The sequence below is a fragment of the Rhizobium bangladeshense genome, from assembly GCF_017357245.1.
Taxonomy (GTDB): domain Bacteria; phylum Pseudomonadota; class Alphaproteobacteria; order Rhizobiales; family Rhizobiaceae; genus Rhizobium; species Rhizobium bangladeshense.
This window is the reverse complement of the sequence record NZ_CP071615.1, coordinates 133,645-160,559: the sequence shown is the minus strand read 5'-3', so window position 1 is coordinate 160,559 and position 26,915 is coordinate 133,645. Positions and strand designations below refer to the sequence as shown.

Below are 26,915 nucleotides of genomic sequence, written 5' to 3'. Positions count from 1 at the left end.
AGGCGTCGGCCCGCTCTACATCACCAAGACCTAGAGAATGCCGACCCGGTGGCGTCGTCGACGCTTTGCAGGTCGTGCCGACGCGCGCCTTTTGTGAAGATGGTTCCTGATTTGACTGTGATGGCCGGTCCAAACCGGGCGGATAGTATCGAGCAGCGGCCTCCCGTTGCCCGCCATATCATGTTTATGCAACGCATAGAGCAGAGGCAGCGTTGCTTTAAGGCCGGCCTTCGAGATCCTCAGCTCCCATAATATCGCTGACCGCCGCAAGAAATGCATCCATCTGCGCTTTTGTACCGATGCTAACGCGGATGGAATATTCCAGTCCTCTATCGGGGAAGACAGCAATGAGTATCTTTTTCCGCTCCAGGGAGGCTTGCCACCAGACGCTATCTCTTCCTGCTGGCACACGGGCCAGCAGGAAGTTTGCATGCGAGGGAGTTACGGTGAAACCAAATTGCGAGAGCGCTGCGCTCACTCGCTGTCTCTCATACTTAATTTGCTTGTGGTTCTCGTCGTAGGCGGACCGATTCGAAAGGATGCTGACGCCAACAGCATGGCCAATCACGTTCATGTTGAAGACGTTCTGTATGTTTCGCAGTCTGCCGATGACCTCAGGATGACCGAATCCGAGCCCAACTCGAATGCCCGCAGCAGCATAGCTCTTCGAAAATGTTCTTAAGAGCAGGAGGTTCGCATGACGCTTAACCAGACGTAGAGCATCGTCAGGTGCAAAGTCGACATAGGCTTCATCCAAAACAATCAACCGATCCGATTGTGCCACAAGGAGTTCGATGTCAGCAATCGGAATAAATGTTCCGGTTGGGTTGTTCGGATTAGCCAACAGAATGAACTTGGCATCTTTTGCTGGTCCGAGGAGTAATTGCTTTGACAGCAATGAGTGAATTTCCCCCCACCCAATTTCCAGAAAATCAGCTCCTTGCAAAAAGGCCAGTTTGCGGTTGAATGAAAACCCCGGCGACACCATCGCGACAGTGTCACCCGGAGCAAGGAATGCCCTGTAGATAAGCCCGAGAAGTTCAGATGATCCGTTCCCGGCGATCACCTGATCTCTGGAGAGGTCATAGGTAAGGGCGGCTGCTTCCCTCAGACTGATGTTGTCATTTTCCGGATACAGATACTGCCGTTCGAGGGCAGCAATAGCGCTCTGCATGACAACTGCCGGCAACGCAAATGGATTTTCATTCGTGTTTAGCTTGATGCAACCAGCATCCGGCGCCTTACTGGAAGGCAGAGCGTTCAGCTGTCTGGGCACTTCCGCAAGAGCCGAAAGCACGCTCTGCAATTTTGCATCCGACATGTTTTTCTCCGTTTCATTCGCTGGGGCGATCACATTGTGCCGGTACAAATACTCCTGTTCGTCCATTCCATATCGGCTCGCGACTTTTTTATTGGATTTTCATACGGTTGGTAAAATCATTTCTATGCATGGCATCCATCCACGCTATCAATTGACTGGCAGGCTGTGCGGGAAGGGACAGGAGAGCAGGGACGTTGCCGACTGTCCGCGAGCACATGTTTCGAAAATGGCAGCGCGATAGGAAGTCGATCGAAATGGCCTTCTCGAAACTTACCCGGCCAGCGTTACGATACAATTGGCGTGGCTCATCTAATCGATGACATCGATTTCGACATAATCCTTGGCGACAACTAATTCCGCGTCATACGGGTTCTTTCTAAGGATACGACAACGGCTGTCAGGTGCGCCTCGCGCGGCAAGAACGCCGAGGGCTGAGGCGATAAATTTTGAATCGCCGGCTTCCATTGCCTCGTCTGAATCGAGCAGATTGGCAATGTCGAAATCCATGATCTTTTCAGTCGTCGTGTTACCAGTCTAGCCGATAAGCGATGACCCTGAACAGAATCTCAGTAGGCTATCGACACTTCAGAACGGCTTTCATTGAGATTGTTCAGGGATTTTCGATATCGTTGCTATAGCTGACGATAAATCGGACCACGACGCTTCCCAGACATAAGCGATCACCGGCGTTTATGATCATAGGATCAACAACCGTTGCGCGGGAGGAATAACGATCACGCCTGAGGCCAAAGCCCCCTTGCACAATGTTTCGGCATTAAATCGAGGCATTGGCAGCCAGACATGAAAACCATCGTAAGCGGGCGTTCGTAAATCATTACCAACAACTGAGCGAGCCATCTTCGGACGGTGTCTCGCCTCACTTTCAATTGCCTCTCGAATACCGCTACGGTCCCGTCAGAAAGCCACTCGGCTAAAATGGCGCAGGATAGAGGCGATACAGTCAACGACGAAGCACGCTGGGTCCAAGGCACGCTGGACAAAGAATGCGGGTTTGCGTTGCAAGGCCCGGCATCTCGCAAGATCGTGTGAACGCTGGGCAACGCGGCGCGTCTCTTGATCAACGACGCTATGACGGCGAGGAATATGTGGCTGCCGTCAAAGCTTGCGTCGACGCATTGAGCGGTAAGACTGCCCCGGAACAACTCCGGTAAGCGCTTCTGCATGTGGCCGATGAGGCGGGTATCGCAGCTCTCTCTCGTCCGGCAGGGAGTTAGAGCGCGATGACCGGATCTGCCCTCGAGCCCCAGGATAGTCCGAATCTCAAAGGCTACCCGCTTTCGACGTCACGTCTGCGCGGAGCGCCCGCCCCAGCTGGCCGGACACGGACGCGCCACTCCTTGCCATCAGGTTGCTTCGAGCACCATGTTGAGCGAGCTCTGGGCCGCGCGCCTGATATGGGTGAAGCCGCCGGACCGGATCACCTCCGTCAGCCGCCGTTCGCCTGCCTGCGCGCCTAGCGCCAGCCCTGTCTCCTGCGCAAGCGAGGTGGGAACGCAGATCATCGTCGACGCCGAGTAGTAGAGGCGCCCGACCGGATTGATGTTCTCCTCCAACGTATCTCCCGCGATCGGCTCGACGACCATCCACGTGCCGCCGTCCTTCAGCGCCTTTCTGATATGAGACGCCGCGGCTTTCGGGTCGCCCATGTCGTGCAGGCAGTCGAAGCAGGTGATCAAGTCGAAATCCCGGCCGTCGAAATCTTCCGCTCGGCCCACCTCGAACTGCACGTTCGTCAACCCGTGCGCCTCAGCGTGCGCTTTCGCAGCCGCGATCGAGCCCATATGGAAGTCGTAGCCCACAAACCAGGAATTGGGAAAGGCCTGCGCCATCAGCACCGTCGATACCCCGTGCCCGCAACCGACGTCGGCCACCGTTGCACCCCATTTTAACTTGGCGATCACGCCATCGAGCGCCGGCAGCCACTCCTGGACCAGCGCATTGACGTAACCAGGGCGGAACAGCCGCGCTACAGCGCAGAACATGCAGCCAGCCTGGTCGCCCCAGGCAACGCCTTCACCGGTCTTGAAGGCAGACTGCACCTTCGGCTGATTTCCGACCATCGCGGCAGCGGTATCGAACGCGCCAATCAGGTTGAACGGGCTGTCGGGTTCAGCAAACACATAGGCCTGCTCCGGCGTGAGCGAGAACTGGCCATTCTCGTAATGCACATAGCCCGAAGCCGCCTGCGCTGCCAGCCACTCGCGCACATAGCGAGGCGCGCATCTAGCGGCCACGGCAACCTCCTCGGCCGTCGCGGGTCCGATCTCCTTCAGCGTCTTGTAGAGGCCGAGGTCATCGCCGATCCGCACCAGCGGCACGCTGAATGCACCGCCAAGGTCGCCAAAGATGCGGTCCACGAGCTTCTCAAGCGTTGTGTCGTTGAGTTGGGTCATGTCGGACTCCTCCTTATTTACGGGCGGCCTCTTGCCGATGGCCGCCTTCAAGGGATCGGGAACTCGATGCCCTCTATTTGGGGTGTATGCCCGCTTGCACTTGGAATCGACGCTCATCTATCGACCCGCGCACACGCTAACTGGATAGCCTCCTCGCGTCGACAGTAACGGGCAGGCGCCTGTTCTGCGATAGGTCGGGGAGGGCTATCCGCCATCCATTTTTCAGCAAAATGAAGCCGCCCCATAGGTTTTTGTGCTCAACCGAGATGATCGGTTCCTCAAGGTCTTTCTTGTGAATATAGACCGATAAGCCGACGTCAGTTCTGCTGATTGTCACTCTCATGCATGTCCCTTCTCGCTACGGCGGCTTTGAAGATCGAAAGTCGAGCGTTATCAAAGCCTATTATTTTGGTACGACATACCAGGCCGACACCTCCGTTATGGCTCTGTCTTGGACGGCATCCGTTCCGGGGCCCACGTCGGCTACTCAGGTTGCGCGCATCGCTCACTGGATGGGATATTGGTGGTACGTGAATTTTTAACCTCATATTCGCCTAGGAGACCACTGGCCACTCGTCCCATTCTTTGCGCTTTAGTCTGGTGACGATCAGGCAGGGACGCAGGTCTTCGGCATCGGACACACCGAAGCGCATTGTTGCGTGTCGAACTCACCCCTGCACTCGGTACATTTTTTTGAATCCACAACATATCCCTCACCTTTGAAACTGATCGCATCTGAGGGACATTCAAATTCGCAAGCGCCGCACTGGGTGCATTGGGATATAATGATCTTGAAGGCCATGTTTTAGCTCCTGATTCAATTAGAGGGGCCTAAAGCCGTCGGCATCGCCGGTTTGCCGCCAAACTCGGCGGCGTATAGCGCGCCAATCGCAGTCTCGATGTAATCATAGGAAAATGCGTCACTGGCTCGCACGCCAGTTTCTGCCAGCCGCTTCTTTGGGCAATCGCCGATTTTGGAAGAAAGCAGAATGTCGATGCCGTCGAGTGCAACGATAGTGTGATCGAGAGTGGCCTTCTCGCCTAAACCACCGAGGCAATACTGCTCGACCTTGCGGTGTCCCACCAAGTTGATCCCCTTTCGTGAGACTGCATACACTTGGAATTCTCTTGCCTGACCGAAATGTTCGTTGATCCGGCCGCCACCTTTAGTCGCCACGGCAACAGCAAGGGTTCCCGAAGAACTCAGTGACTTGACTGCTTTGTTCGCGTCCAATTTTGCTGCCAGTTGATCCCCTCGCTCGTGCTGGACCAGCTTGCGATAGGCCTCGCGCTTGCTGGTGTCGAATTCAACTTTGGTGGAGATCTGGTCGAGGGCAAACTCTCGCTCGCGATCATCGCCCAACAAACCGATGGCGTCGGCCCGGCATTGTTGGCAGTGACGCATAAGCTTGACGTTGCCATCGAGACAATCTTGAAGTGCCTTCAGTTCGAACGGCTCCGGGCAACGCTGACCCGTAAGACCGTAATAAGTACCATGCGAAGGCTTGGAAATCAGGGGCACCACATTGTGCATGAATGCGCCGCGGTCTCTGATCCATCGGTTAACTTCGACGAGGTGCGTGTCATTGACGCCTGGAATCATAACCGAATTGATTTTGGTGAGGATGCCGCGCTTGGTCAGCAATTCCAAACCCAACATTTGGCGCTCGTGAAGGATCCTGGCAGCTTCTATGCCAGTGTATCGACGATGCCCGTGGAGTATCCACGGATAGATCTTCGCCCCGACTACCGGATCCACCATGTTGATGGTGATCGTCACGTGATCGATATTCATGTCAGCTAACTCATCGACATGATCCGGAAGCGCCAATCCATTGGTGGAGATGCATAGTTTGATGTCAGGTATTTCTCTCGCAACTCCTTCAAACGTCGCTACGGTCTTCCTCCAGTCGTAACAAGCGTCGCCCGGTCCGGCAATGCCGATTACGGAAAGCTCCGGCACTTTGCTGGCGACGGCAAGCACCTTGCGTAGTGCCTGGTCGGGAGTTAGCTTGACTGATGCGACCCCGGGACGGCTTTCGTTGGTGCAGTCATATTTGCGATTGCAGTAATTGCACTGGATGTTGCAGGCAGGTGCGACCGCGACATGCATGCGAGCAAAATAGTGATGGGCTTGCTCTGAAAAGCAGGGATGGTCTTTGATTCTCTCCCAGATCCGCGCATCGATGTCATCCGTCACCGAAAGGTCATAGGACGAAGATGCGCGGCCGCCGCGCATAGCGGGCGCCATCGGCGCCCGGTCGAAGGGGGCGCTGCTGGTCATCCTGACCTCTATTTCCGGTTCCGACATCACACTGTTCCACTGTTGAGGAAGGTTAAATCTCCGAATGCAAAAGATTCCGATCGACGAGACATTGTTGTTTCAGCGTTATGTCGCCTTACCGCCCGTTTCCCCGCTTGCTGCCGGAGATGTCTTGTAGAAATGAAAACAGATCGCGCCCGGAGTCGTTGGGCCACGCTTACGGAGTTCTTGGCGATCGCCGTCACTCCTTCTTCACATCGATACGAAACCGGCGTAGCGCATAGCCGACCTGCCGCGGCGTTTTACCAAGGATACGAGCTGCTTTGGCCTGTACCCAACCAGCCTTCACCATTGCATTGATCAGTCGATCACGCTCAGTGAGACTCGGTGCCTCCATTGTGGCTGTGGCACCGCTGGGAGCGCCTGCGTAGGGGCCCAGTCCGCTCGACATTGTATCTCGCGGGTTGAGACTATGCACCGCGTCGTTGTCAATAACGTCGCCGGCGTCTTTCCAGAGGAGCGCCGAAGAACACTGGCCTTGCTGACAGGCAAAATCTGATGAAGCAATCGTATTTGAACTGGCGAGAGTAGCGGTCCTTTGTACGCAGTTGTCCAGCTCGCGAACATTGCCGGGGAAGGCGCATTTCGACAAAACGTCTTTTGCCGACGGCGTGAAGCAGAAATTTCGATCATTTGCCTTGTTGAATTTCTCGAGGAACACTTGCGCTAGAAGCAAAATGTCACCGTCGCGCTGGCGAAGTGGCGGCAAAACGATGGGCACCACATTGATCCGATAATAGAGATCGGCTCTGAACTCCCCACGAAGGACGGCCACTTCAAGGTTTTTGTTGGTGGCGCATATAATTCGAACGTCTACTTTCAATGTCTTCGTTCCGCCGAGACGTTCGAATTCACCTTCCTGCAATACGCGCAATAACTTTGCCTGGAATTGTGGTGATACATCGCCGATTTCATCAAGCAACAGTGTTCCGCCATTTGCCAGTTCGAAACGTCCAGCTCGTTGAAGGAGAGCGCCAGTGAAAGCGCCCTTTTCATGGCCAAATAATTCAGATTCCAGAACGGTTTCCGACAGCGCGGCGCAATTCAACTTAATAAACGCCTTGCTTTTACGTATCGATAACGCGTGTATTGCTCTTGCAAAGCATTCCTTGCCAGTGCCGCTCTCTCCTCTCAAGAGCACCGTGGCGTTGGTCGCGGCCACGATCTCGGTGGTAGCTAATACCCTCTTTAGCGCGGGGCTCTCCCCAACGATCCAGTCGATTTTAGCGACTTGGGTGGGATGAGACTTCGGCTTGATTTTCGGAATCTGTCCTGCTTGTTGTTCCTCGGGGACTGATCCGCCACCGCTGCACAACTCGCGACGGCTAGCTTTGGCGATCAGGTTAGCGATGTGTTTCATAAGCGCCGTCTCGCCGGCCACCGCGCTGCCGTAAAAAGTGCGATCTATCCACAAAGCGCCAATTGCTTCCCCTTTCATTTTGAAGCCTACAGCAACAGTTTTTTTCACAAAATGCGGCTCACCGCTAGCGAAGGCGCAATTTATTGCATCCGACTGTTCAACCGTAAGAGAACGTGAGCGAACGTCGTGGCCATCGGCATGCCATACGGTTAGTTTGGGCTCTCGTCCCGTGCCGTAAATCACGATCACGCCGTCTCGCATTGGCAGATGTCTGTCGAGGGTGTTCATGACCACCTTCAGCGCGATCTCAAGAGGGGAAGATATGAGATCGCCGGCGATTTCGGAGAGTAGCCGGATCCGCTCGTCTGGTTTCGTCATGCCTGGGAACAGGCTATAGGTCACTGTTTTTTCCACTGGAATCGCGCGAAATACGCCAAGGCATATTTCTAAATTGAACGTGTGCCTGACGGCGTGACAACTTAGCCTTTCGAGGGGTTGATATGTTGATGCACATTCACTTGCCGCTTAGCAGTTGCACCGGTCGCTGCTATCGCGGCGGAGGTAGGAACTCTTCATCCGAATTTGAAGAGGACCCCGAACCCTCCCCGGGGATAATTCCACTTTATGTCGCCACTCGCTTCGCATAACACTCTGCATGTGCCGCATTCCAAGCAGCCATCCGAAACAATCGCCACTTGACCAATTTCGTTCACCTCGTAGCATTTGGCCGGACAGATTTGCGTCAAGGCGAGGAGGTTTGGGCTCGGCGACAGATGCGGTCGCACCGTAATGTGCGGACGTCCAGTATCGACGAGATATCGGTTTTGGTACAGCTTATCCTCAATGCGCTCAATGGTGGTCGCCTTCATCGAATTTTCCTTTTAACGCCAAGATACGGCGGAGCGGACCGCGTCGCTAATCAACCCCCAACGGGATCGTGCGTTGATAAAGGAGGCAGCTGTGGCCTTCTCCCTGTTGATTTTAGGTGCACCGTCGACGCGCACAAAATTTTGCGCCGCCTGAGATATAAGCGTTGGATACGTCATGAAAAAATTGTGACTGTCGGTGTGGAGGAGGCTTGGAAGATCTTTGTGTTTCATCAAGTCTTTCATGACGAACGACTTATCCAGCATACCCTTATAGAGAGAGAGATTGTGCTTCGTCATGAGACCGCCACGGCTCTTTATCTGGAAGATCGCTTCACCCGCCATGAGGCCTGATGTCATCGCAAGGTTTGATCCCTCCCTATGCACGGCATTGTTTAATTGCGCCGCGTCGCCCACGACGACCCACCCGTTGCCAAAGAGCTGTGGGATTGCCTTGAAGCCTCCCTCAGGGATAAGATGTGCGGCGTATTCTTTGATCTCGGATCCCGCCAGTAATGGTCGGATGGATGGATGTTGCTTGAAGGCGTCAAGAAGGCGGTACGGATTTTCCATGCTTTCCGCTAACCCGGAGACGAGACAGCCGATCCCCACCGAGATCGACTCCTTGTTGGTATAAAGGAAGCCCAGTCCGGCCATTCCGCGTGAAATCGTGCCGCCGGCTTCGATCACGCAGCCTTCGCCACCGGTGAGGCCGAAGCGCTCTGCGATGACCTCTTCCGGCATAAAATGCATTTCCTTGACAGCGAGTGCCACACTTTCTGGCTTCGGCATATCGCGTAAGCCGGCTCGTGTGCCAAGGAGTCCGTTCACGCCCTCAGCGAGGACGACTACGTCCGCGAGGATCACACCGCCCTCTCGGTCCGTGTAAACGCCTATTACACTACCGCTCCGATCTCGAGCAAGTTTCGTCGCTGTCGTTTCACAAAGGACTGTGCCTCCCGCCTCGCGCACCTTGGATGAGAACCATTTGTCAAACTGGGCACGGATGATCGTATACCGGTTTGGCTTCAGTTCATTAAAGTCATCAGAGCGATAGTGCACGCCCGTGTGCGACGAGTCATCCATTAGCCAGAATCGTTGCTCGACCAGATGCCGTTCCAGGGGAGCGTCATCTCGGAAGTTTGGGATAATCGCCTCCAACATGTTCGCATATAATATAGCCCCCTGAACATTCTTAGAGCCCGAATGTTCTCCGCGCTCCAGTTGCAGCACTTTTAGACCGCGACGAGCCATCGAATACGCTGCGGCGTTGCCGGACATACCGGCACCAATGACGATCGCGTCGAACTTACTCTTGGTCATCTAGCCTTCCTCGATCCATACCCTTGGTAGAGTTGTGCGGTGGCATTCGCCTGGCGAAAGCTTCTGTCAACGCCGGCAAGAACTCCAGCGCGCAAGCGACAACGCCGATGTGGGCGAAGTCAAAGATCGGAGCGTTCTGGTCGAGGTTGATAGCGACAATCAGATCGGCTCCTTCGACGCCAACGCGATGCTGGACCGCGCCAGATATTCCCGCCGCGATGTAGAGCTTAGGTCTAATGGTATGGCCGGACTGACCAATTTGTCGATCAGCAGGCATCCAGCCTTTTTGGACCAGTGGCCGCGAGCACCCGACTCCCCCGCCGATCGTCGTTGCAAGGTTTCTCAAGTGCTGCAGGTTTCCCGCAGCGCCGAGGCCGAGTCCGCCCCCAACCACGATGTCGGAGTTGGCCAGATTGGATTGCTCAGAACCGTCGTTGCAGAGGAATGCGAGGACTTTGGTGACGATCGCTTCCTCGACCATTGTGAGTTCGTGCTGGATAACGCGCCCAATTGGCTTATCCGCACGTTGCGGCGTCGCCATGACCCTGGACCGCACCGTTGCCATTTGTGGCCGGCTGTTCAGCGTGTAGATCGTGCACAACAAGGACCCGCCGAAAGTTGGCCGCGTCGCTGCGAGTGAACCATCTCCATCAACATCCAGCTCGGTGCAATCAGCCGTAAGCCCCGTTTGTAAGGTCGTTGCTACAGCACCGGCGAGGTCGCGGCCGAGCGTGGTCGCGCCGAGAAGCAGAATTTCTGGTTTGTGAGTAGTGACCAGATCCGTCAAAGCCTTGGTGAAGGGTTCGTTTCGATAGTTTGCGAGGAGGGGCGACTCTACCAGATAGGCGACATCAGCTCCGTAAGCGAAGGCCTCTTCGATCGCCGGCTTGGTCCCCACGCCTTCAGACGAACCGAGGATTACCCCGGCCAGTTGGACGCCCAGCTTATCGGCTAGTCTGCGGCCTTCGCCGAGGAGTTCAATCGATACGGGATGAACCTTGCCGCGCTCAAGTTCCATGAAGACCCAGACGTGCCGGTGATCTTCGAAACACTTAAGCAGCTTTTTCCCTGAGCTGGCGCGGCCGACCGCGTTTGCCGGCGTTTCATTTTTTCTAGCGACCAAAATCTACTCCTCGCTGCTCACCGATTGCCATGGGACGTGAGCTTGCGTTCCAAAACAGGCTCGCGGGCAAAAATTGCAGCGACCGTGTCCGCCGCGACCTCGGCCAACGTTTTGTCGTTAATGTCCATTTGCATAGCTTTTTCGGCGCGCGGACCAGGAGCGAATACTCGCTTCACGACCGTCGGCGATCCCCTTAGGCCGCATTTGGTCAACTCCCCAATGCCGGCGTCAGCGGCCCCCCATTTAAGAACCGGGCTTCGCGCGGCACGGAAGGCGTCATCGAGAGAGCCCCGGCGGATTGCATTGACACCTTCCAGCACGGTGATGAGACACGGCAACGTGCTCTTCAGCATCTGCGTGCCGCTCTCCGCGTGTCGTTCAACCATGAGCTCGCGCGAAGTGGGATCAATGGAGACAATCTTCGTTACGTAAGTCAGTTGCTGGAGGTTCAGCCTCTTTGCAATTCCGGGCCCGACCTGGGCCGTGTCGCCGTCAATTGTCTGCTTTCCGGTAAAGACGATATCTGGCGCCCCATAGCTCTCGCCAATCTTCGCTACTGCTTGAGAAAGAGCATACGAGGTCGCCAGCGTGTCAGATCCAGCAAAGTGGCGGTCGGTGAGAAGCACTGCGCGATCTGCGCCGTGGGTGAGGGCTTTGCGTAGCGCTTGCTCAGCCATGGGCGGCCCCATCGTGAGAACAGTCACCTCGCCCCCATAGCGGTTACGAACTTGTAGTGCCTCTTCGAGAGCAAACAGGTCGTAAGGGTTAATGATGGTCGGTACGCCTTGGCGCATGATCGTATTTGTCACCGGGTGTACGCGTATCTGCGCAGAGTCCGGAACCTGTTTGATACAGACCACGATGTGCATAGTCGTTTAAGCTCCCAATCTAATTTGGGCTCTAGGGACCCGGCTTTCTGTGAGCACTGCTCGTGCCAATCAGGTTGCGGCGGTAACCCTTCGGGATTGCACGTGTTTCGTTGTCGCTATGCGGAGGATGTTGTAGGGTTGCCGACATGTCGTGTCGCAATCCGCCCAATTACCACGCGATGGAGAGGGCGGCCCATTAGCGTCAACTCGGTTAAGTCATGATGGCTGCGCTACGAGCCGGGAGATGATAAGGATCTCCGAGATGGACCGCGGGTACAAAGTTCCGGCGCGGTGGCCCGCACATGGGTGAGGCCGTCACCGAGCAGCTCCATATTGATGTGAGGCGAAGGTCCTGCAGAATGTGGGGCTCAAGTATGCATGCCGCCATTACGACCGGACCGGCCTCAATACGCCTGTTGTCATTGCCCCGATGACCGCGCCGCTTGCCGGGCAGGATCGCCACTTTATCCCGCCCGCCTCCATGAAGCGCATTCTTCCGATCAATGTCCCGAAATGACAACGGCGCAAGGAGATGTTGTCCAGGTTCAGGTTGATGCCCTCCTCAACGGCCGAAAGCGCCGTATTCCAGCCCTTGATCTGTGTCGCCGCCGAGTTCGTCATGGAACGAGCTCCGCTGCGTAAGTCTCGCCTGCAGCAATACGCTCCTTTTCGGCATTTTTTTGCTTCCGCGCTGGCACGCCAGCTGCCGTCAATGACTTTTGGCAAAACGTCCTCGATCGCACCCAGATGCCGATAAAGGCGATGCTGCCGTCGCGATCGACAACGAACGCCTGTGGAACGCCGAAAGATAGCTGGCATCGATCCAATGCTCATTCATTTCGCCTGAGTGATCGATGGCGTCCACCTCAGCTCTGGCCTCGTCGGCCGTTGCAGCTTACTCACGCGATGCGACCGCGATAACCTCAACTCCCATGTCGCGATATCCCTCCTGCAGCTGCGCCAGGTAGGTCAGCGATGGCCGGCAATAACCGCAGCCCGTCGCAAGAAGTCGAGGATGTATATCTTGCCGAGCTTGAAGTTTGGAAGCCGATCGCCGCGTAGCCAGTCCAGCGCTTCGATCGACGGGGCTGGAGAGCCGCTATTTAAACTGGAAGTCATTTTCATTCTCCACCAGTAGCTATCCGGAGCTTCGTAGGCCAGGATTGAGCGTGTCAAGTATCAGGCCGAGTTGCTTCGATTTCGAAACGCGGCGCATGTTCCGTCTGTTGGACCCACGCTTGTGATCTCTTCGTCTAAAATGGCTTCTGCGGGTGCGGGCCGCCATTGCGATAGTGTCCTTCGTTTGGGAGGGTGGCGATGTTCCCGTCGTGACAGGAAGACGCCGAGCCTTGATGCAGATCGAGGTCATTAAAGAGTTCCCATTAGTCATGAACACCGACTATGCTTCTCCGTGTTAGACGCTGCGGGGTTGTGCAAGCGACGCCTGTAAGTCAGGTGCCGGGGACTTAGCCTCCGGCGGGCTGCGCCGGCGATGTCTTGGGGCGAGGTTCTAAACTTTAGTTTCCCTATTGCTTCGTCAGCTGTTTGCGATTATCCGGCGTCGCTGTCATTCGCCGGTCGGCCGTCTATCCTCTGTTTGATTGGTTCAAGTGTCAGCAGCCGCAGCAATCGTCTTCATCGTCTTCCTCGATGATGTATTTTCTTTCCGTTTTCTCATTCCTCTTGAGAGAGCTGGCTGCTGCTTCAGCGTCGGCGAAGACCACCTCAACATCCTCGCGTGAGACGAGTGGGGCGACACCTCTCATAATGCTCCGTTGGGCGAGACGGCGCACAATTTCCTTGACATATGCGGCGCTGGCACCCTTTGAACGAAGGACGGCTTCGGCCAAGGCTCCATCCTGGAAGTTCAGCGCGTGACCGTATTGCTTGAACAGGCGCTGGCGGCAATCGTCATCAGGGAGAGGAATCTCAATCGCCGCATCTACACGGCCCGATCGGGTGGCGAGTGCCTCCTCGAGCGATCTCGGTCTATTCGAGGTCAGGAGAATGACGATGTCGGAATCTTCGCCAAGACCATCCAACTCGTTCAACAGACGGTTCAGGTGGGTTTCTGCCTTTTGGCCCGAAATATTATCGCGTGAACGGGCAACCAGATCCACATCCTCAAACACCATGATGCATGGCTGTAGGACACGAGCCAGCGCAAAGTGTTCCTCCATATCCAGCATCTGCTCCGCCGTGACCAGAACCACACTGTGCCCGGGCAGGTTGGCAGCGATATAGTGGACGACATGGGTCTTGCCGGTGCCAGGCTCTCCGTGGAGCAGGATCCCTTTCTGTCCTGACTGGCCGAGGCGCTTCAACTCGCCCCGGTATTTAACAAAATCGAAGATGTGCGTATCGAGCTGGGTCATAGTCGCCTTGGAAAGCACGACGTCGTTCCGGCTTACCGCAGGAAGCTTGTGCACCCTCATTGTTTCGTGAGTGCCCCCGAAGTCATTGAACTCGAAAGAGACAGCCTTGTTGCGATAATATCGGGAGCTCTTGCCGTGCGCCTCGATTGTGTGCAGAAAGCCCTCGGCGAAGACATGACCCACCTCATTGGGCAGATGAGCAATTTCGACCTGGACCTTTGGACCATACCGGGTAAGGAACTTCGACAGCATGACTGCTGCAGGCATGTCGTCGTCGATCGTTATCAGCCAGAGACCGTTGCTAATCGAAGCATAGGGCTCATCTTCGCCAATGTCGATGTCCTGATATTGCACGGGCGTCAGCTGCACGACGCGTTTTCCCTCAAAGGTGGTCAGGTCTGACAGCTTCATCGGGAAAATCTCGAACTCTTGATGGAAGCCCAAGAGCTCAGGGGACCAAGGTGCGACTAGGTCCTCGATAGTGGTTTGAAGATCTGCCAGGAGATGTGCGGTAAATTGTCGGCGTGAGCTCACGAGAACTGTCAGATCATCAGTCTTGAAATGGCGACGAAGTTTCTGCCACACAAAGCGAACGGATTCACTCATGACGATGTCCCTTTGAAAGTGGAGTTGAGTGGAAGGCCTGAGTCTCTAAAAGCAGCATCCGCATCGGGTTTCTCTCCAAACGTTCCGGCAGCCACGGTGTTTTCAGTGTCGCTTGGTCTCCGAAAATAGGATCAGGTCTCTAGGGACCCGGCTTACTCTGAGCACTGCTCGTGCCAATCAGGTTACGCCGGTAAGCCTCCGGGATCGCACGTGTTTCGTTGTCGCTATTCGGAGGGTTTTGTGGGGTTGCCGACATCTCGTGTCGCAGTTCGTCCGCGAATACTGCATTGGAGAGGCGGTCCGATAGTCTTCAACTCGGACAACTCATGAAGGCTGCGTCATGAGCCGCGGATCACCATCTTGACGCGTTTCGAAAATCTGCGGCCGGTGGAGCGCAAGTCCCACGGGCCTCTTTGCAATCAATACAGGTCGGCAACGGCGCGTTCGACGCGATCGCATGCCTGCGTGATCACCTCCATCGACGTTGCGATCGAGAGGCGGAAGTGAGGGGATATCCCGAAGGCAGCACCCTGCAGCGCCGCGACCCCGACGCCTTCCAGCAGGTAGAGCACGAAATCGAGGTCTGTCTCGATTGTCTTGCCTTCGGGGGTTTTCTTGCCGATGACACCGGCGCAGTTCGGAAACAGATAGAAGGCTCCGTCCGGTACGAGACAGGAGAGGCCGGGCACGGCATTGAGCCGTGAGCACGCATAATCGCGGCGCTCCTTGTAGACCTTCACGCATTCCGAAACGAATGACTGGTCAGAAGACAGCGCATAGGCAGCGGCGGCCTGACTGACCGACGACGGGCAGGACGACATCTGCGACTGCAGCTTGTTGATGGCCGCAATCAGGGCGGCCGGACCCGCCGCGTAGCCGATACGCCATCCGGTCATGGCGTAGGACTTTGAGACGCCGTTGGTGAGCAGAACTCGCTGCTTCAGTTCCGGGACGGCGGCAACCAGCGTCGTCATCGGCTCGTCCTTGAACCAGATCTGGTCGTAGATATCGTCGGAGAGCACGAAGACGTGGGGATGGCGCAGCAGCACCTTGCCGAGGGCTTCGAGTTCGCTCCTGTCATATGCCGCGCCCGTCGGATTGGACGGCGCGTTGAGAACCAGCCACAAGGTCTTCGGCGTGATCGCTTTTTCCAATGCTTCCGGCGTGAGTTTGAAGCGTGCTTCCTGCGGGCATTCGACGATGACCGGCTTGCCTTCGTTGGCGATGACCATATCTGGATAGGAAACCCAGTATGGTGCGGGAATGATCACCTCGGCATCGTTTTCCACGCTCGCCATCAGCGCCAGAAACAGAACCTGCTTGGCGCCGCCGCCCACGCAGATTTCGTTGTCCGCGTAGCTGAGACCCAGCCGGCGCTGAAAATCGCCGAGGATTGCCTTGCGCAGAGCTGACGTGCCGTTGACGGCCGTATATTTCGTTTCGCCCCTGTCGATGGCCTCATGCGCCGCGGCCTTGATGTTGTCAGGCGTATCGAAGTCCGGCTCGCCGACGGTAAGATCGACGATGTCGCGACCTGCCGCCGTCAGATCGCGAGCACGCGCTGCCGCAGCCGTGCTCGGCGAGATCTTGATATTGGACACACGCGATGCAGGCACGAAGGTGCTCATTGGGATTTCCTCGGTTCTGAAGAGGCTGGATAGGCCTCAGTGAACGGCGTCGGTTTCGCCGCGCATCTTTCCGGTCAGAAAAGGTCGACGAATCCGTGATGGGTGATGGCAGGATCATGGTCGCCGACAGCTTGAGAAAGTTGATTGCCAATCCCGTGACCCCCGACGAATTCAGAGCATCAGGACTTAAGTTCCAGATTGCGCTATTGCCCCTTTGAAGACCCCCCTAAACCGCTCGCTCTACAAGCAGCAAAATCCGTGCCTATTTTTACGGGTCGTACAGGATAGAACTTCTTTCAACTTGTTCTGGTACTTAGAGGAAACTTCGGCAGAACTCCATGCGCAATCAGTGTCCGACAAAGGCCGACCGCGAAATGGAAAACCCTCCTGAACTCTGAGAAATCGAGCTTCGCCAGCCTGGTAGACAATCGGGTGCCAGTGCGTCGGGGGCCGTCGCCATGAGATCTCAAGGGAATACATCAAACACGAAAAGAAGCGTTCACTCACGCGGCAGCAAAGTCGGAAATGCTACAATCCGCCAGGCGGTGGCGAAACCATTTTCCCTCCAACTAAGTGATGGGGCCGGCTTTGCTGCCATGCGAGGGCAGGGAGACTGTCGCTTGCCGCAGATAGGGCTCCAATCCCCACAGGATTATAACATGAAGATGACGCCGGGCGATGACGTTAGTTATCTTCATCGGGTGGAGACCGTATGCGGGGAAGTGGGCGTTTCCGAATCCGGTGTGGAGCGAGCTGCGCACGGCCTTTCAGGAGGGGAGGGATGATATGGAGAGCACTCGATCAAAATGCCCCGTCTTTGGAGAGGTCCAAAGCGACCGGGTCAGCTTGGACTGGCCAGGCCGACCCGGTCGTAATCAGGCGACGATAATTCCGAGACCCAACATCGCTAATCGATGCTCGCCACAAGGTACGTGGGACCAAGACCTGTCTTGCTTACCATCGCACCGCATCTGCCCATCGACTCCGCCTGACGGACGGGCGGATCTCGGAACTCGAAACGGGTGGACGCCGCCCCGTTTCCAACCGTGTTCCATGCCCCGAAACCTTGGTCGAACACGATCGTCGCCTGCTTCCCACCGGTAAAACGCAGATGCATGTAGCGACCGTGAGCAACACGTTGGAACGTGATATTAAGGTCGACGTCCTTCCTTTTCGCGTATTCCTTCAACACCATCTCCGCCACCGCGCTGTCGCGCCAGTCGTTCGAGATCGCGTTCTGCATGCCATGCTTCGTTCCCGGCTTGTCGCCGGTTAGTAGCGAGACGATGGGTCGAGACGTCGAGCCCTTTACCAACGCGGCCACGGTGTCGACGAACATCTTAGCCACCAACGGCGACTTCACGTATGGATCGCTGTAGACAATGGACTCGATCGCCGATGTCTTCGGTATTCCAAGCTCTTCGAGCAGCCCCCGAATCCTTGATGCCATTCCGCTTCCAAACAGTGTCAGCGATCGGTCCAGCTCGCCTTTGATCGGTTCGTATCTGGACTTGGCCGACGGAAGCAGTGCCTTGCTCTCCAGCGGAGAGAAAGTGGGTGTCCAATTCACGGCCGCCTTGACCACCGGCATTGTCGCAGGCTGCCCCCACCTCGTTCCGGGAAGCCAGGATGAGGTGTCCCTCGACGCCCACGCAGTGGTTCGGCCCGCCGAGGTCACCGAAATACCAGCGAACGCGCCGTTGGCCTCGGCGGCCGGGTTTCCAGACAGGATCGCGAAGGTGCCTCCTGTTCGGCTGAAACGCTGTCCGAGATCGTAGAATGCCAGCTTGCTCGCACCGTCGTAGGAAGAAAGGGCGACGTCCGGCAGGACGAAACGAACGTCGTATCCTTGCGAGTACCACTTTCCGAACTGCGAGAGCGACGCCCACTCTGAAAGTTGTCCGGCATCCGTCGCCTCGGGAAGGAAGACGTGAACGATAGGCTTCGCAGAGTCGACGAGAAGCCGATTGACTTCGTCCAAAGTGGACGCGGAGAGCACTGGATCCGCCCCGAACCGGTCCTCCGTTGGAACGTCGTCATTGAACGAGAGATGAGCGTCAAGGAAGTCCAAAGCTGCGGTTCTATCTAGTCGACCCTCTTCGAAGGGAGCGTCGGACACCAGCACGCATGACGCGCATCCCGTCGAGCATCCCGGATTCGGACAGTTCAGTATCGACCGAGCCTCCCGCAGGACGGTGACTAGGCGCGCTGGTATCGCAGCCGAGAATCCTGCTCCTCCTGCGGCGCGGTCGAACACGAGCATCGACCGGACACGCTGGGCGAGGACGCCGTCCCAGCTTTGCGTCGCAAATCCCATCTCGTCTGCTTCGATACCGAGGTCGCGAGCCACGCCCTCGCGCAGGGCAATGACAAGCGCGGTTGCTGCAGCTTTTGTCATGGGCGCAGACGGCTGGAGCTCGAAGACGTCAGTCGTGATCTCATAGCCGAGTTCCAGGTTCCTCTTGATGGCCCAGGAACTGTCGTTGCCTTCGCAGAATAGTCGACTCTCGCCCTTCTTCCATCGCAGTGGAAGGTGCAGCTCGAGCGGAGATGAGTGCGTAGGATCGGGATCGCCGTTCTCAAGCTTCTGGTGATCGGGCGCCGCGCGACCGCAGTGAAGGCAGAGGGCGTATCCGTTTTTCGATTGCGCCCTGTTGCTGTAGTAGACGGACCCTTCTCTCGTGCTCCTGAACCGGCCGAGATCTGGCATTGGGAGCGAAGCCCAAGCGCTCGCGCGCACCGAGACGCTCGGCTCTTCCGGGGGGACGTAGGAGATGATGTCCGTTTCCGCATGCGCTTTCTCTCGGGCGTCTACGGAGAACCCTGCTGGACGGAGATACTGTTGATTTCTCACTGCCCCCGCGCAGATCGGGCATTCGGTCACCAGGTCACGTCCGGTATCGCTGGTGCCGCAGCTCTGGCACACCCAGTGGAACTTTAGGCTTTGAACCTCGCGGACGTTTTCCTCGCTCGCCGGCCGCTTCCAATTCAGAAGCACGCCAGCGGACTTATGCACCAGACCGTCTAGGACGATCTCGGAACCTGGGGCGTAGTCACGGATAGCGAGGTCGAGCGATCGCTGCGGTCCGATAAGCCGCGTCGTGCGCCGTCCATCCTGCGGGTCGGTGGATTTTGGTTTGTGTGGGACGAACGTGACGACGCCGGTCGGAAAGCCGTGGCCTGGAAGGAAGCCGCGATCGGCTAGCGCGCTGAGGAGGAATTCCTGGCAAAGGCGCTTCAACTCGAGAGCCATTCTCCCCTTGGCAGCAACCTTGATGCCTTCGTCCTTGGCGAGAGCCTGCAAGCCGGTCCATTCGTTTACGAACCCCGTTTCCAGAAGCGTCGCGATTTCCAAGCAGCTCTCGACGAGATCGGATTGTCCTTCGAGAACCGAGTGCCTGACGAGGCTTGTGAGCTCGCTCTCGACCGCGGCGGCTGTCGAAGGATTTCCAAGCCACTCGCGAAACGCCGCGATCGGCCGCAATTCCGCAATGGCCCTAGCCTCGCCGACCACCGCCGGAGTACCCATGAACGCCCCGATTTCCATCTTGAGCGGGTTGCCGCCGCGCGCGAGCATGAAACGTCGCAGCAGGTAGGCGTTCACGTGCCTCTGAACGATCGGGCGGCTGCTCAGCGCCACCTTGGGCGCCGCCAAGGTGCGGGCCAGATACCGCTCCGGTGAATTGAAGGCTTCCCGGTCGAGGGGGCGGTCCCTGCAGAAGGTGAAGGCGAGCGAAAATGGCTGCCTGCGTCGGCCGGCGCGTCCCACTCGCTGCTTGTAATTGGCAATCGACGGTGGAACGTTCGTCATCAGGACCGTCGAGACCGATCCGATGTCGACGCCCATCTCCATCGTCGTTGAGCAATTCAGAATGTTGATTTTCCCTGCCTTGAACTGCGCCTCGTAATGCTGAAGTACGGCGGCGTCCTGCTGGGCCGAATGTTCGGCAGACCGCGAGTAATCAGCGAACAGGGCGACGCGGTCCGAAATGTTGTTCCAGGCACTGTCTGCCCGCAGACCCTTCACCTCTTCGGAGTCCTCAAGCCATTCGCGGATCTTCCGCCGACCTTCGTCGAAGTCGACGTCGCCGAGCAGAACCGCGGGAAGATTGGGCATCTTCCTGGACTCTGCCACGCGGCGGGCGGAATGCCTCGACGCCCGGACGAGCGGACTTGAGCCGAATGGGGCGATGTCGACAATTCTGCGCGTCAGGGCGCAGTAATAGCCGTCGGGCAGGGGCGCGATGTGGGCCTTGCGCAGGTCGAGGGCAGGGCGATCCGGATCGCTGTTGAACACTGCCTGAAGCTGATGCCATGCCCTGTCGAATATCTCTTCGAAATCGGCGCGGTGATCTGGCCGCGACCGATCGAGCCCAAGTCCGTTCATCAGGAGCAACTGAGGCGTCGAAGGATTCCCCTTCCTCGGGACACCCGGCCACGCTAAAAACCGCCTATCGCCATCAGTGGTCCTGCCCGGAGCGCGCAAACCCCGCATCTTCGCCCTGGGCGTGATCCAGTGCATGACCGCCGGGTGGATCGCGACCGCGGAATTGGCGCGCAGGAAGAACGCGGTGATGGCGTATAGGAAAGAGCGCCAGTCCTCGATCCCCTTTCCATGTCGGGCGAAAGCGGGCGGTACGACAGTCTGGCTGTCGATCACGGCGAAGCGGAGCCGCGCGAGCCCGAGGCTTTCAAGAGAAAGCGCGGTTCGCGGGCGCCTCGCGAATTCTCGGAGCAGGAGAAAGTCAGCCAGCTTCCTGCTGTCGTTGAACAGTCCCGGATCGCGAGGCTCCCAGACCTCTTTCACCCACTGACCGACCTCTTTTCGCTGCGACAGACGTGCGACCATATCGTCCCATGTGACTCCCTCCAGTGAAGGTTTGGATGCGTCGGCGAGCGCTTTTCTCTGCTGGTCGAGCAGATTCTGCAGTGAAGGATCCCTGGTGGCGGCAACGACCGGCTCGAGGCTTGCTATCGTCCTCTCTATCTCGGACGTGTCTACCGCGGTCCCAATTTGAAGCGAATGCTGGACGGTATGATATACGAACGAGCGGACAAAGTTTCGCTCGGCCTCGGCCTGTATCTTGGCCGACATGCGGGCCGTCCCCTGCCGGCTGTCCGTGAACGATAGGACGCGCCGACCCTGAGACGGCGAGGCTTCCCTGTCCACCTCTGGGTCCACTCCTTCGAGAAGGATCGGTGCGGCGCTCGCAATCATGAACGGCGCTCCGAAGCGAACGGGGCGAAGTAGCTTGTCGACGCCGTTAGTCGCGCCGATCTGGCAGCACGGGCACGAGTCCTGCTTCAAGGCCGAGTACACGGATGCAGAGCCGGGCGACGCAACAGCCTCGATCTTCCAGTCGGTTCTCGACAGGTGCAATGGTCGGAAGTCGGGGCCGGCCGCTATGCCAATCAGTATCTCGGTTCCCACCACATTCCCGACCAACCCCTGCTCGGCGTCATCGGCCTCGTCATCCGCGTCGTCGCCGGTGCCGTCGTCCTCCCTAGTCGCCTCGGCTTCGAACTCGTCCTTGCCCAGGTCGCGGCGGGTACCGCGGATCCGATCATTCGGAAGTTCGATTGCCTCGAGAACGACCTCGCCGCACTCCGAGCAGCTCACGATCTCGAGAACCGGAGCGCTACACGCCGGGCACAAGTCGCAGCGATCGAGATATACCGCGCCGAAGGACCAGCCCGCCGGCGACGCCGAGCAGCCATCGTTCACGCAGGTCCACAAGCCGGGTACAGCCCGCTCGAAACAGTGCACACGCACGGGCGCAAGCCTCTCCTCGTCCTCCTTCGCGTCGGGATGCGGCCTGACCGCGCTCGACAGCAGCGTCAGGAATTGTTCTGCGTCGAGACCTAGAGACTGCGCAGATCGTTCGAATTCAGCAAGCGTCAGCGGCCCCTTGAACAGTCGATCAGAAATGAGGCTCCATACGCGATCGTCGGCCGCTAGTGCTTCATAACGCTCTTCGGGCCGAGCGTCGAAAAGGGCTTTGACATCGGTGATCCTCCCGCGTTTCGCAGGACGGCCGGGAAGCTGGCGGTGACCTTCGACGACATGCACGTTCGCATGCTCGATACCCGCCACGTCGGCCAAGAACCGTTTGAGCTGCGCCTGTATGTCGTCGCCACTCCCGATCGTGGCCGACGTCGCCACGAAATGAACCTCTTCGGGTTTGCATTCGAAGGCCAGGAGAACGCGACGCAGCAGTAGCGCAATCTCAGCCGCGGCGGCGCCCACTAACGAGTGCGCCTCGTCAAGAACGATCCACTTCAGTTTTCCCTTGGATTTCTCGATGATCGGTTGGTCCTCGCTGCGTGCGAGCATGTACTCAAGCATCGTGATGTTCGTAACCAGAACCGGGGGCGGACTAGCTCGTAGCTGCTCGCGATCCCTGAGCTTCTCAAGTGTCTCCCGACGAACCGAGTTCGGTTCGGATTGCGGAAGGTTGCCGTTGTAGAGGCAGTACCTGATCTTTCCGCCGAACGGCGCCGTCCAGGTGGACAGCCGTTCCTGCTGGCTTTCGATCAGCGCGTTCAACGGATATAACATGATTGCCTGAACGCCTTCGAGCGGCGTGCTCGTCGCATCGAGCTGTCGGACAAGGTCGCTCAAAATCGGGAACAGGAAGCATTCCGTCTTGCCCGAACCGGTTCCCGAGGTGACTAGAACGGACTGACGGGCCGCGCGGCCAGCCAGATGCTCCCAGGCGGTCAACTGATGGGCAAAGGGACGGCGCCCCTTGGGGAACCGATAGTCGTTCGATGGTCCGATCTCATCCAGCATCGAGACGAAGCGAGGGTGCAGCACCGATGCCTCTACTTCGGACATCGTCTTCTTGGCGGCGACGTAAGGATGCGATCCTTCGATGACCGGCCGCTGGAGCAGGGCGCCTGCATCTGGCGTGTCGGAGCCGAACATGCGCCGCATATGGTCGGCGAGCGCCACGTTCCTGATCCCCGACTGAGCGATGATTGCTTCGGCAGATCTGCGACGAATATCGGAAAGCGTATTAAAGGGCTTCAAGAAAGGGCCTCGTAGAAACGTAGGAGATGCGGGTAGGCGAAGGATACGTAGCGGCCGTGCTCGCGGAGGGTTCTGCGCACCACGACGTCTGAAAGTCCGCTCGATGCAATCCTGCCAGTCGCGGCAGCCGCGAGAAATGCAGGAACCGCGATGCCCTCGAACTCCGCCACACTGTGGTTTTCGAACTCCGACGGCAGGCGGATGGAGGATTGCGACAACAGTTCCAGGACAGGATTCCGGACGATGTTCCTATGGGACGTCTCGTCGTCGAAAAGATGCTGATCGCGTACGTATTCCATCAGCACCATGTTCAACGTCGGCTCCGCCTTCGCGCCTCCAACGTCGAGAACCGCGGCGAGTGCAGGTTCAAGGGACAGAAGCGAGTCACACAGAGACCTGACACGGTTGGCCAGGAATTCGAAGACCTTCTCCGGGGGCAGTTGTACGAGCGAAAGCGCGGTTTCGAACTCTTCTCTCTCTGCGACGAGGATGTCCCGCCACGCTTTCGATGGCAGGGAGAGCCACAGGAATGGCAACTGGTCCTGGAGCGCCCAGATAGCTTGTCTCTGCGCATCGTCCCTTGCCTTGAACAAGAGGCGGAGCATCGACCGCGGCCGTCGTGCCATGACTTTGAGGACGTCGAATGCCGCCGCGGGGAGACCGTTCAGATTGGTGGCGAGATCGAGAAGGTAGTTGACGTCGTCGGGCGGCAGAGTTCCGGCTTCGAACTGGAAAATGGCCTCCTCGAACTTCTCCATTCTGGTCCGCGTATCAGGAGCGAAAAGCGCGGAGCGGAAATGGGATTCACCCACATCGGCCGCCGGAAGCCGAACCAGGAGCGGTCTGGAGACGACGTCCGGCCCGTCACGTACGTAGACGAGACATGGCCCCTCGCAGGGATCGGGCAGCGCGAACGTGCCATCTGGGTTGGAGCTCAGGGGGTGTTCTTCAGCGGGCCGTAGGATCATCCGGACGACTGGATCGGAAGGCATCGTCTGGTCGAGCACGATCTGCCCGTCTCGATAGTGAGGCTGCGAATATCGATACCGCTTGACCCTGATCGATGTCCTTGCATCCCCGATGAAGTCCATGTCGAGAACCGCGTCCTGCTCGCTGATGCGTGCCATCAGCTCTTCGACGACCGGCTTCAACACGGAAAGCGGGATCTCTCCTGTGAAGCTGAACTGAAGAGAATTCGACCGTTCGTTCCGGGGCGTGATCGTCAGCGTGGCTTTCGAAGACGACTCGGCGATCGCTCCCCGGAGCGCGGTGACGTCGATCTCCTGGCCGGGCTGAATGATTTCTCCATCGCTGGAAATCACTGAAGCCAGGCGACTTTTTAATGGAATGGACACGCTGAACGGATGTCCACCGGGAGCGCGCAGAACCGCCTCGACGCGATAGCGCGGCCTGCGGGCGAACATGAGCCTATGTTCGCCCGCGTTGACGAGGTCAGCTTTTACGTTGGCGGAGGCCAGGCTGACGCTCCAGTCTTCCAGGTTCTCTTCAACGACCTGTGCCTCGACGCCGCTGACCATCCTTCCCTTCAGGCGCGCGCCGATGGGCATTATCGCGATGCGACGGCGTTCGAGCTGGATGTTCGCGGTCGGGTCGCGCCACGAAATGTCGAAAACGCCTAAGCGAGAGACCCGACGGTCATTCACCGGGGTCCAAGGGCCTCCGGGCTGACGTATCAGGACTTCGTTCGGGCGGATCTGTCTCGCACCCGCCGGCCTTGCGATCTCGATCGTAACCGGACCCTCGAAGATTTCGAGCTCGTCCATCGACTGAAGAGGAGATGCTTCCACGGATGTCAGGGACAGACTTTCCTGCCTCTCGTCCTTGCCAGCCTCGATCCTGTAACGCTCTCCGAAAGTTGCGCCCGGCTTCTGGAAGTAAGCCGTGCCGGTGACAACGTGGACGATCGTCCCCGCGTCGCCTGGCCAGTTCGCAGGAAGAGCTATTCCTTCTTCCGTTGTCACGATCCAGTCCGCTGGCGCGAGTACGTAGACCGTGGCCGCCGGAAGGCTGGCAGAACCAACCCTTTCCAGCCTCAGCTTCTTCTGAGACTGGACATCGGCCCCCTCGGCGACGAACGCCATGATCTTCCCGACCACCGGTGAGCCACCGGGCCAAGGAAAGGGCTGCACGTCCGATCCGCACGTCAGATTGACGGTGACAGCTTCGTTGAAACCAAATCCGACAAGCAGCCGGTCTAGCAGTGTCGTGGGGCGAACGCGCCATGTCTTCTCGTGTTCCGTCGGAGGCTCGAACAGTGCCAACTGGCTCGGAAGAAAATCTGCAAGCTTTCCGGAGGGACCGGCCTTCCATCGACCCTTCGAGGAGATGCCGGGGAGCTTGCCTGCCGGAATTTCTCCACGTGCGTTGAGCAGCAACGCCGGCCGCCATCGATCGGCTTCGAAAACGAGGTAACGCTCCGCGCCGACGCCGCTGCCAACCGGTCCCGTTGCCACCTTTTCAACCAGCAGTCCGTTGAGAAGCCGGCGTGCGATCTGGTCGTCGTTGCTGGGAATGAAGATCGGAAGCGTCGCCTTCCAATCGGGGCTGTGCGCGTCGAGGAACTGAACAGGGTCCACCCCTGCCGGAGCCGTCTCCACCGTCCTGCGCCAGTCGAGCAACGTCAGAACGAGTTCGGCGCATAGATCCACGAATCCTTCTTGCTTGTAGGACTTGCGGATCATCTCCGACATGTCGTGCGCATAACCCTTTCCGTGGTCGGCGTGACCGTCCATCAGCGAAAAACGCATGATTGCCCGAAGGTATTCCGAGAGCCACGTCGAGCCGCCGTCGGCGATCACATGGGCGGAAATCCCGCCTTCCAAGGCGAGGGAAAGCAGGAATTCGCGACCGTTGTCGAATCTTAGGAGAGGGCGCTTCCAGTACCCTAGGCCGACTTCCGCGAGGCGCCGGCGCGCGTCATGAGGGACGTCGTTGAGGACGTCGAGGTTCAGGGAATCCCATTTCAAGAAAAGACTGGTGGACTCTCGACGAAACCATTCTGCGCTGAACGCCACAAACAAGCTCGCAGCGACGCCGTCTTCCCGCAACAGGCGACCGGTTGCGGCGCGTAGAATCTCTCGGATTTCCGCATACTCGTTATCACTCATACGATATCTATGGAGCGGCCGTCCGTCGGGTAATTCCAGTCCACGGCGTCCAAGGTAGGACAGTTTCCATCGCACGAGTGCGTCCGCTGGCATCGAGGCTGGCTTTGCAGGGGTCGATGGTGGCTTGGCTGTCTTTCTGAGCTTGGCAAGAACGCCGACGACATCGAGCTGAAGTTCGAATGCGTCGTCCGTATCGCGTTTGTTCAATTCGTTGTTGATCGCTTCGAGCACGGAGAGATCGTCTCGCCCGCGCTCGAACTCCACCCGAAGCTGATCATCCGATAGCGTTGATAGACCCAAAGACTCCCCCCCTGCGTTGCATCAGCAACGTATAATTTGTCGGTTACCAGGGGTTGAAGATCAAGTGGTGATCTATCGCCTTCCTGCCGCCTCAGAGTTTATGCTGGCCTAATTTCGCACCGGCCGACATATCCGACGTGTGATTCCCTCGCCTGTTACTGCGCCGTTGGTGATCGTCCGATGGCTGAAGGTTTCACTTTTGGTGAAGGGCCTTTCGTCCTAGCGTGCGCGCAAAGGGAGATTCGG

16 protein-coding genes and 2 pseudogenes are annotated in these 26,915 nt (G+C 57.7%); 2 read left to right on the top strand and 16 right to left on the bottom strand.

Annotated elements, in window-relative coordinates; all coding sequences use genetic code 11:
• Positions 1 to 217: 217 nt before the first annotated feature.
• A complete protein-coding gene (locus J2J98_RS26700; RefSeq protein ID WP_138396826.1) occupies positions 218 to 1,321 on the bottom strand; it encodes a pyridoxal phosphate-dependent aminotransferase in 1,104 nt (367 codons plus the stop codon).
• 309 nt (positions 1,322 to 1,630) lie between these two features.
• Positions 1,631 to 1,828, bottom strand: coding sequence for a helix-turn-helix domain-containing protein (locus tag J2J98_RS30530; protein WP_077988149.1), 198 nt, complete (start codon positions 1,826 to 1,828; stop codon positions 1,631 to 1,633).
• Between the two features lie 486 nt (positions 1,829 to 2,314).
• Here J2J98_RS30530 and J2J98_RS26690 point away from each other — a divergent pair.
• Positions 2,315 to 2,566: pseudogene (locus J2J98_RS26690) on the top strand (DUF982 domain-containing protein).
• Positions 2,567 to 2,685: 119 nt separating this feature from the next.
• On the opposite strand, the gene J2J98_RS26685 reads toward J2J98_RS26690, so the two are convergent.
• The 9 genes from J2J98_RS26685 to J2J98_RS26645 form a co-directional block, all read right to left on the bottom strand.
• The gene (locus J2J98_RS26685; protein WP_207246325.1) at positions 2,686 to 3,735 is read right to left on the bottom strand and encodes a class I SAM-dependent methyltransferase; all 1,050 of its coding nucleotides are present in this window, start codon (positions 3,733 to 3,735) and stop codon (positions 2,686 to 2,688) included.
• Positions 3,736 to 3,871: 136 nt separating this feature from the next.
• Positions 3,872 to 4,078 (bottom strand): putative nitrogen fixation protein NifT, encoded by a 207-nt coding sequence (gene nifT, locus J2J98_RS26680; protein WP_017958633.1) that lies wholly within the window; start codon positions 4,076 to 4,078, stop codon positions 3,872 to 3,874.
• Between the two features lie 264 nt (positions 4,079 to 4,342).
• Positions 4,343 to 4,537, bottom strand: a complete 195-nt coding sequence (locus tag J2J98_RS26675) for a 4Fe-4S dicluster domain-containing protein (protein WP_018484288.1) — start codon at positions 4,535 to 4,537, stop codon at positions 4,343 to 4,345.
• 15 nt (positions 4,538 to 4,552) lie between these two features.
• Positions 4,553 to 6,046 carry a nitrogenase cofactor biosynthesis protein NifB gene (nifB, locus tag J2J98_RS26670; protein WP_207603958.1) on the bottom strand — a complete coding sequence of 498 codons (1,494 nt, stop codon included), beginning with the start codon at positions 6,044 to 6,046 and terminating at the stop codon, positions 4,553 to 4,555.
• A 193-nt stretch (positions 6,047 to 6,239) separates the two neighbouring features.
• Complete coding sequence (nifA, locus tag J2J98_RS26665) at positions 6,240 to 7,796, bottom strand: nif-specific transcriptional activator NifA (RefSeq protein ID WP_207603977.1); 1,557 nt, start codon at positions 7,794 to 7,796, stop codon at positions 6,240 to 6,242.
• A gap of 194 nt (positions 7,797 to 7,990) precedes the next feature.
• The gene (locus J2J98_RS26660; RefSeq protein ID WP_028734769.1) at positions 7,991 to 8,287 is read right to left on the bottom strand and encodes a ferredoxin family protein; all 297 of its coding nucleotides are present in this window, start codon (positions 8,285 to 8,287) and stop codon (positions 7,991 to 7,993) included.
• A 12-nt stretch (positions 8,288 to 8,299) separates the two neighbouring features.
• Entirely contained in the window at positions 8,300 to 9,607 is a 1,308-nt protein-coding gene (locus J2J98_RS26655; RefSeq protein WP_207603957.1) for an FAD-dependent oxidoreductase, read from the bottom strand.
• Positions 9,594 to 10,730, bottom strand: coding sequence for an electron transfer flavoprotein subunit alpha/FixB family protein (locus J2J98_RS26650; RefSeq protein WP_207603956.1), 1,137 nt, complete (start codon positions 10,728 to 10,730; stop codon positions 9,594 to 9,596). The genes J2J98_RS26655 and J2J98_RS26650 overlap by 14 nt, the downstream gene beginning before the upstream one ends.
• 17 nt (positions 10,731 to 10,747) lie before the next feature.
• Complete coding sequence (locus tag J2J98_RS26645; RefSeq protein ID WP_018484294.1) at positions 10,748 to 11,599, bottom strand: electron transfer flavoprotein subunit beta/FixA family protein; 852 nt, start codon at positions 11,597 to 11,599, stop codon at positions 10,748 to 10,750.
• A gap of 302 nt (positions 11,600 to 11,901) precedes the next feature.
• Here J2J98_RS26645 and J2J98_RS30900 point away from each other — a divergent pair.
• A pseudogene (locus J2J98_RS30900) lies at positions 11,902 to 12,069 on the top strand (IS66 family transposase); the annotation flags it as partial.
• A gap of 499 nt (positions 12,070 to 12,568) precedes the next feature.
• Here the strand turns inward: J2J98_RS30900 and J2J98_RS30520 are convergent.
• The 5 genes from J2J98_RS30520 to J2J98_RS26620 form a co-directional block, all read right to left on the bottom strand.
• Positions 12,569 to 12,718 carry a hypothetical protein gene (locus tag J2J98_RS30520; RefSeq protein WP_246569480.1) on the bottom strand — a complete coding sequence of 50 codons (150 nt, stop codon included), beginning with the start codon at positions 12,716 to 12,718 and terminating at the stop codon, positions 12,569 to 12,571.
• Positions 12,719 to 13,212: 494 nt separating this feature from the next.
• Positions 13,213 to 14,580: an AAA family ATPase gene (locus J2J98_RS30515; RefSeq protein WP_246569479.1), complete on the bottom strand. Its 1,368-nt coding sequence runs from the start codon at positions 14,578 to 14,580 to the stop codon at positions 13,213 to 13,215.
• Positions 14,581 to 14,999: 419 nt separating this feature from the next.
• Positions 15,000 to 16,208: an aspartate transaminase gene (locus J2J98_RS26630; RefSeq protein WP_168296866.1), complete on the bottom strand. Its 1,209-nt coding sequence runs from the start codon at positions 16,206 to 16,208 to the stop codon at positions 15,000 to 15,002.
• Between the two features lie 907 nt (positions 16,209 to 17,115).
• Positions 17,116 to 23,241 carry a DEAD/DEAH box helicase gene (locus tag J2J98_RS26625; protein WP_207603955.1) on the bottom strand — a complete coding sequence of 2,042 codons (6,126 nt, stop codon included), beginning with the start codon at positions 23,239 to 23,241 and terminating at the stop codon, positions 17,116 to 17,118.
• Positions 23,238 to 26,600 carry an STY4851/ECs_5259 family protein gene (locus J2J98_RS26620; protein WP_246569478.1) on the bottom strand — a complete coding sequence of 1,121 codons (3,363 nt, stop codon included), beginning with the start codon at positions 26,598 to 26,600 and terminating at the stop codon, positions 23,238 to 23,240. The genes J2J98_RS26625 and J2J98_RS26620 overlap by 4 nt, the downstream gene beginning before the upstream one ends.
• Between the last annotated feature and the right edge of the window lie 315 nt (positions 26,601 to 26,915).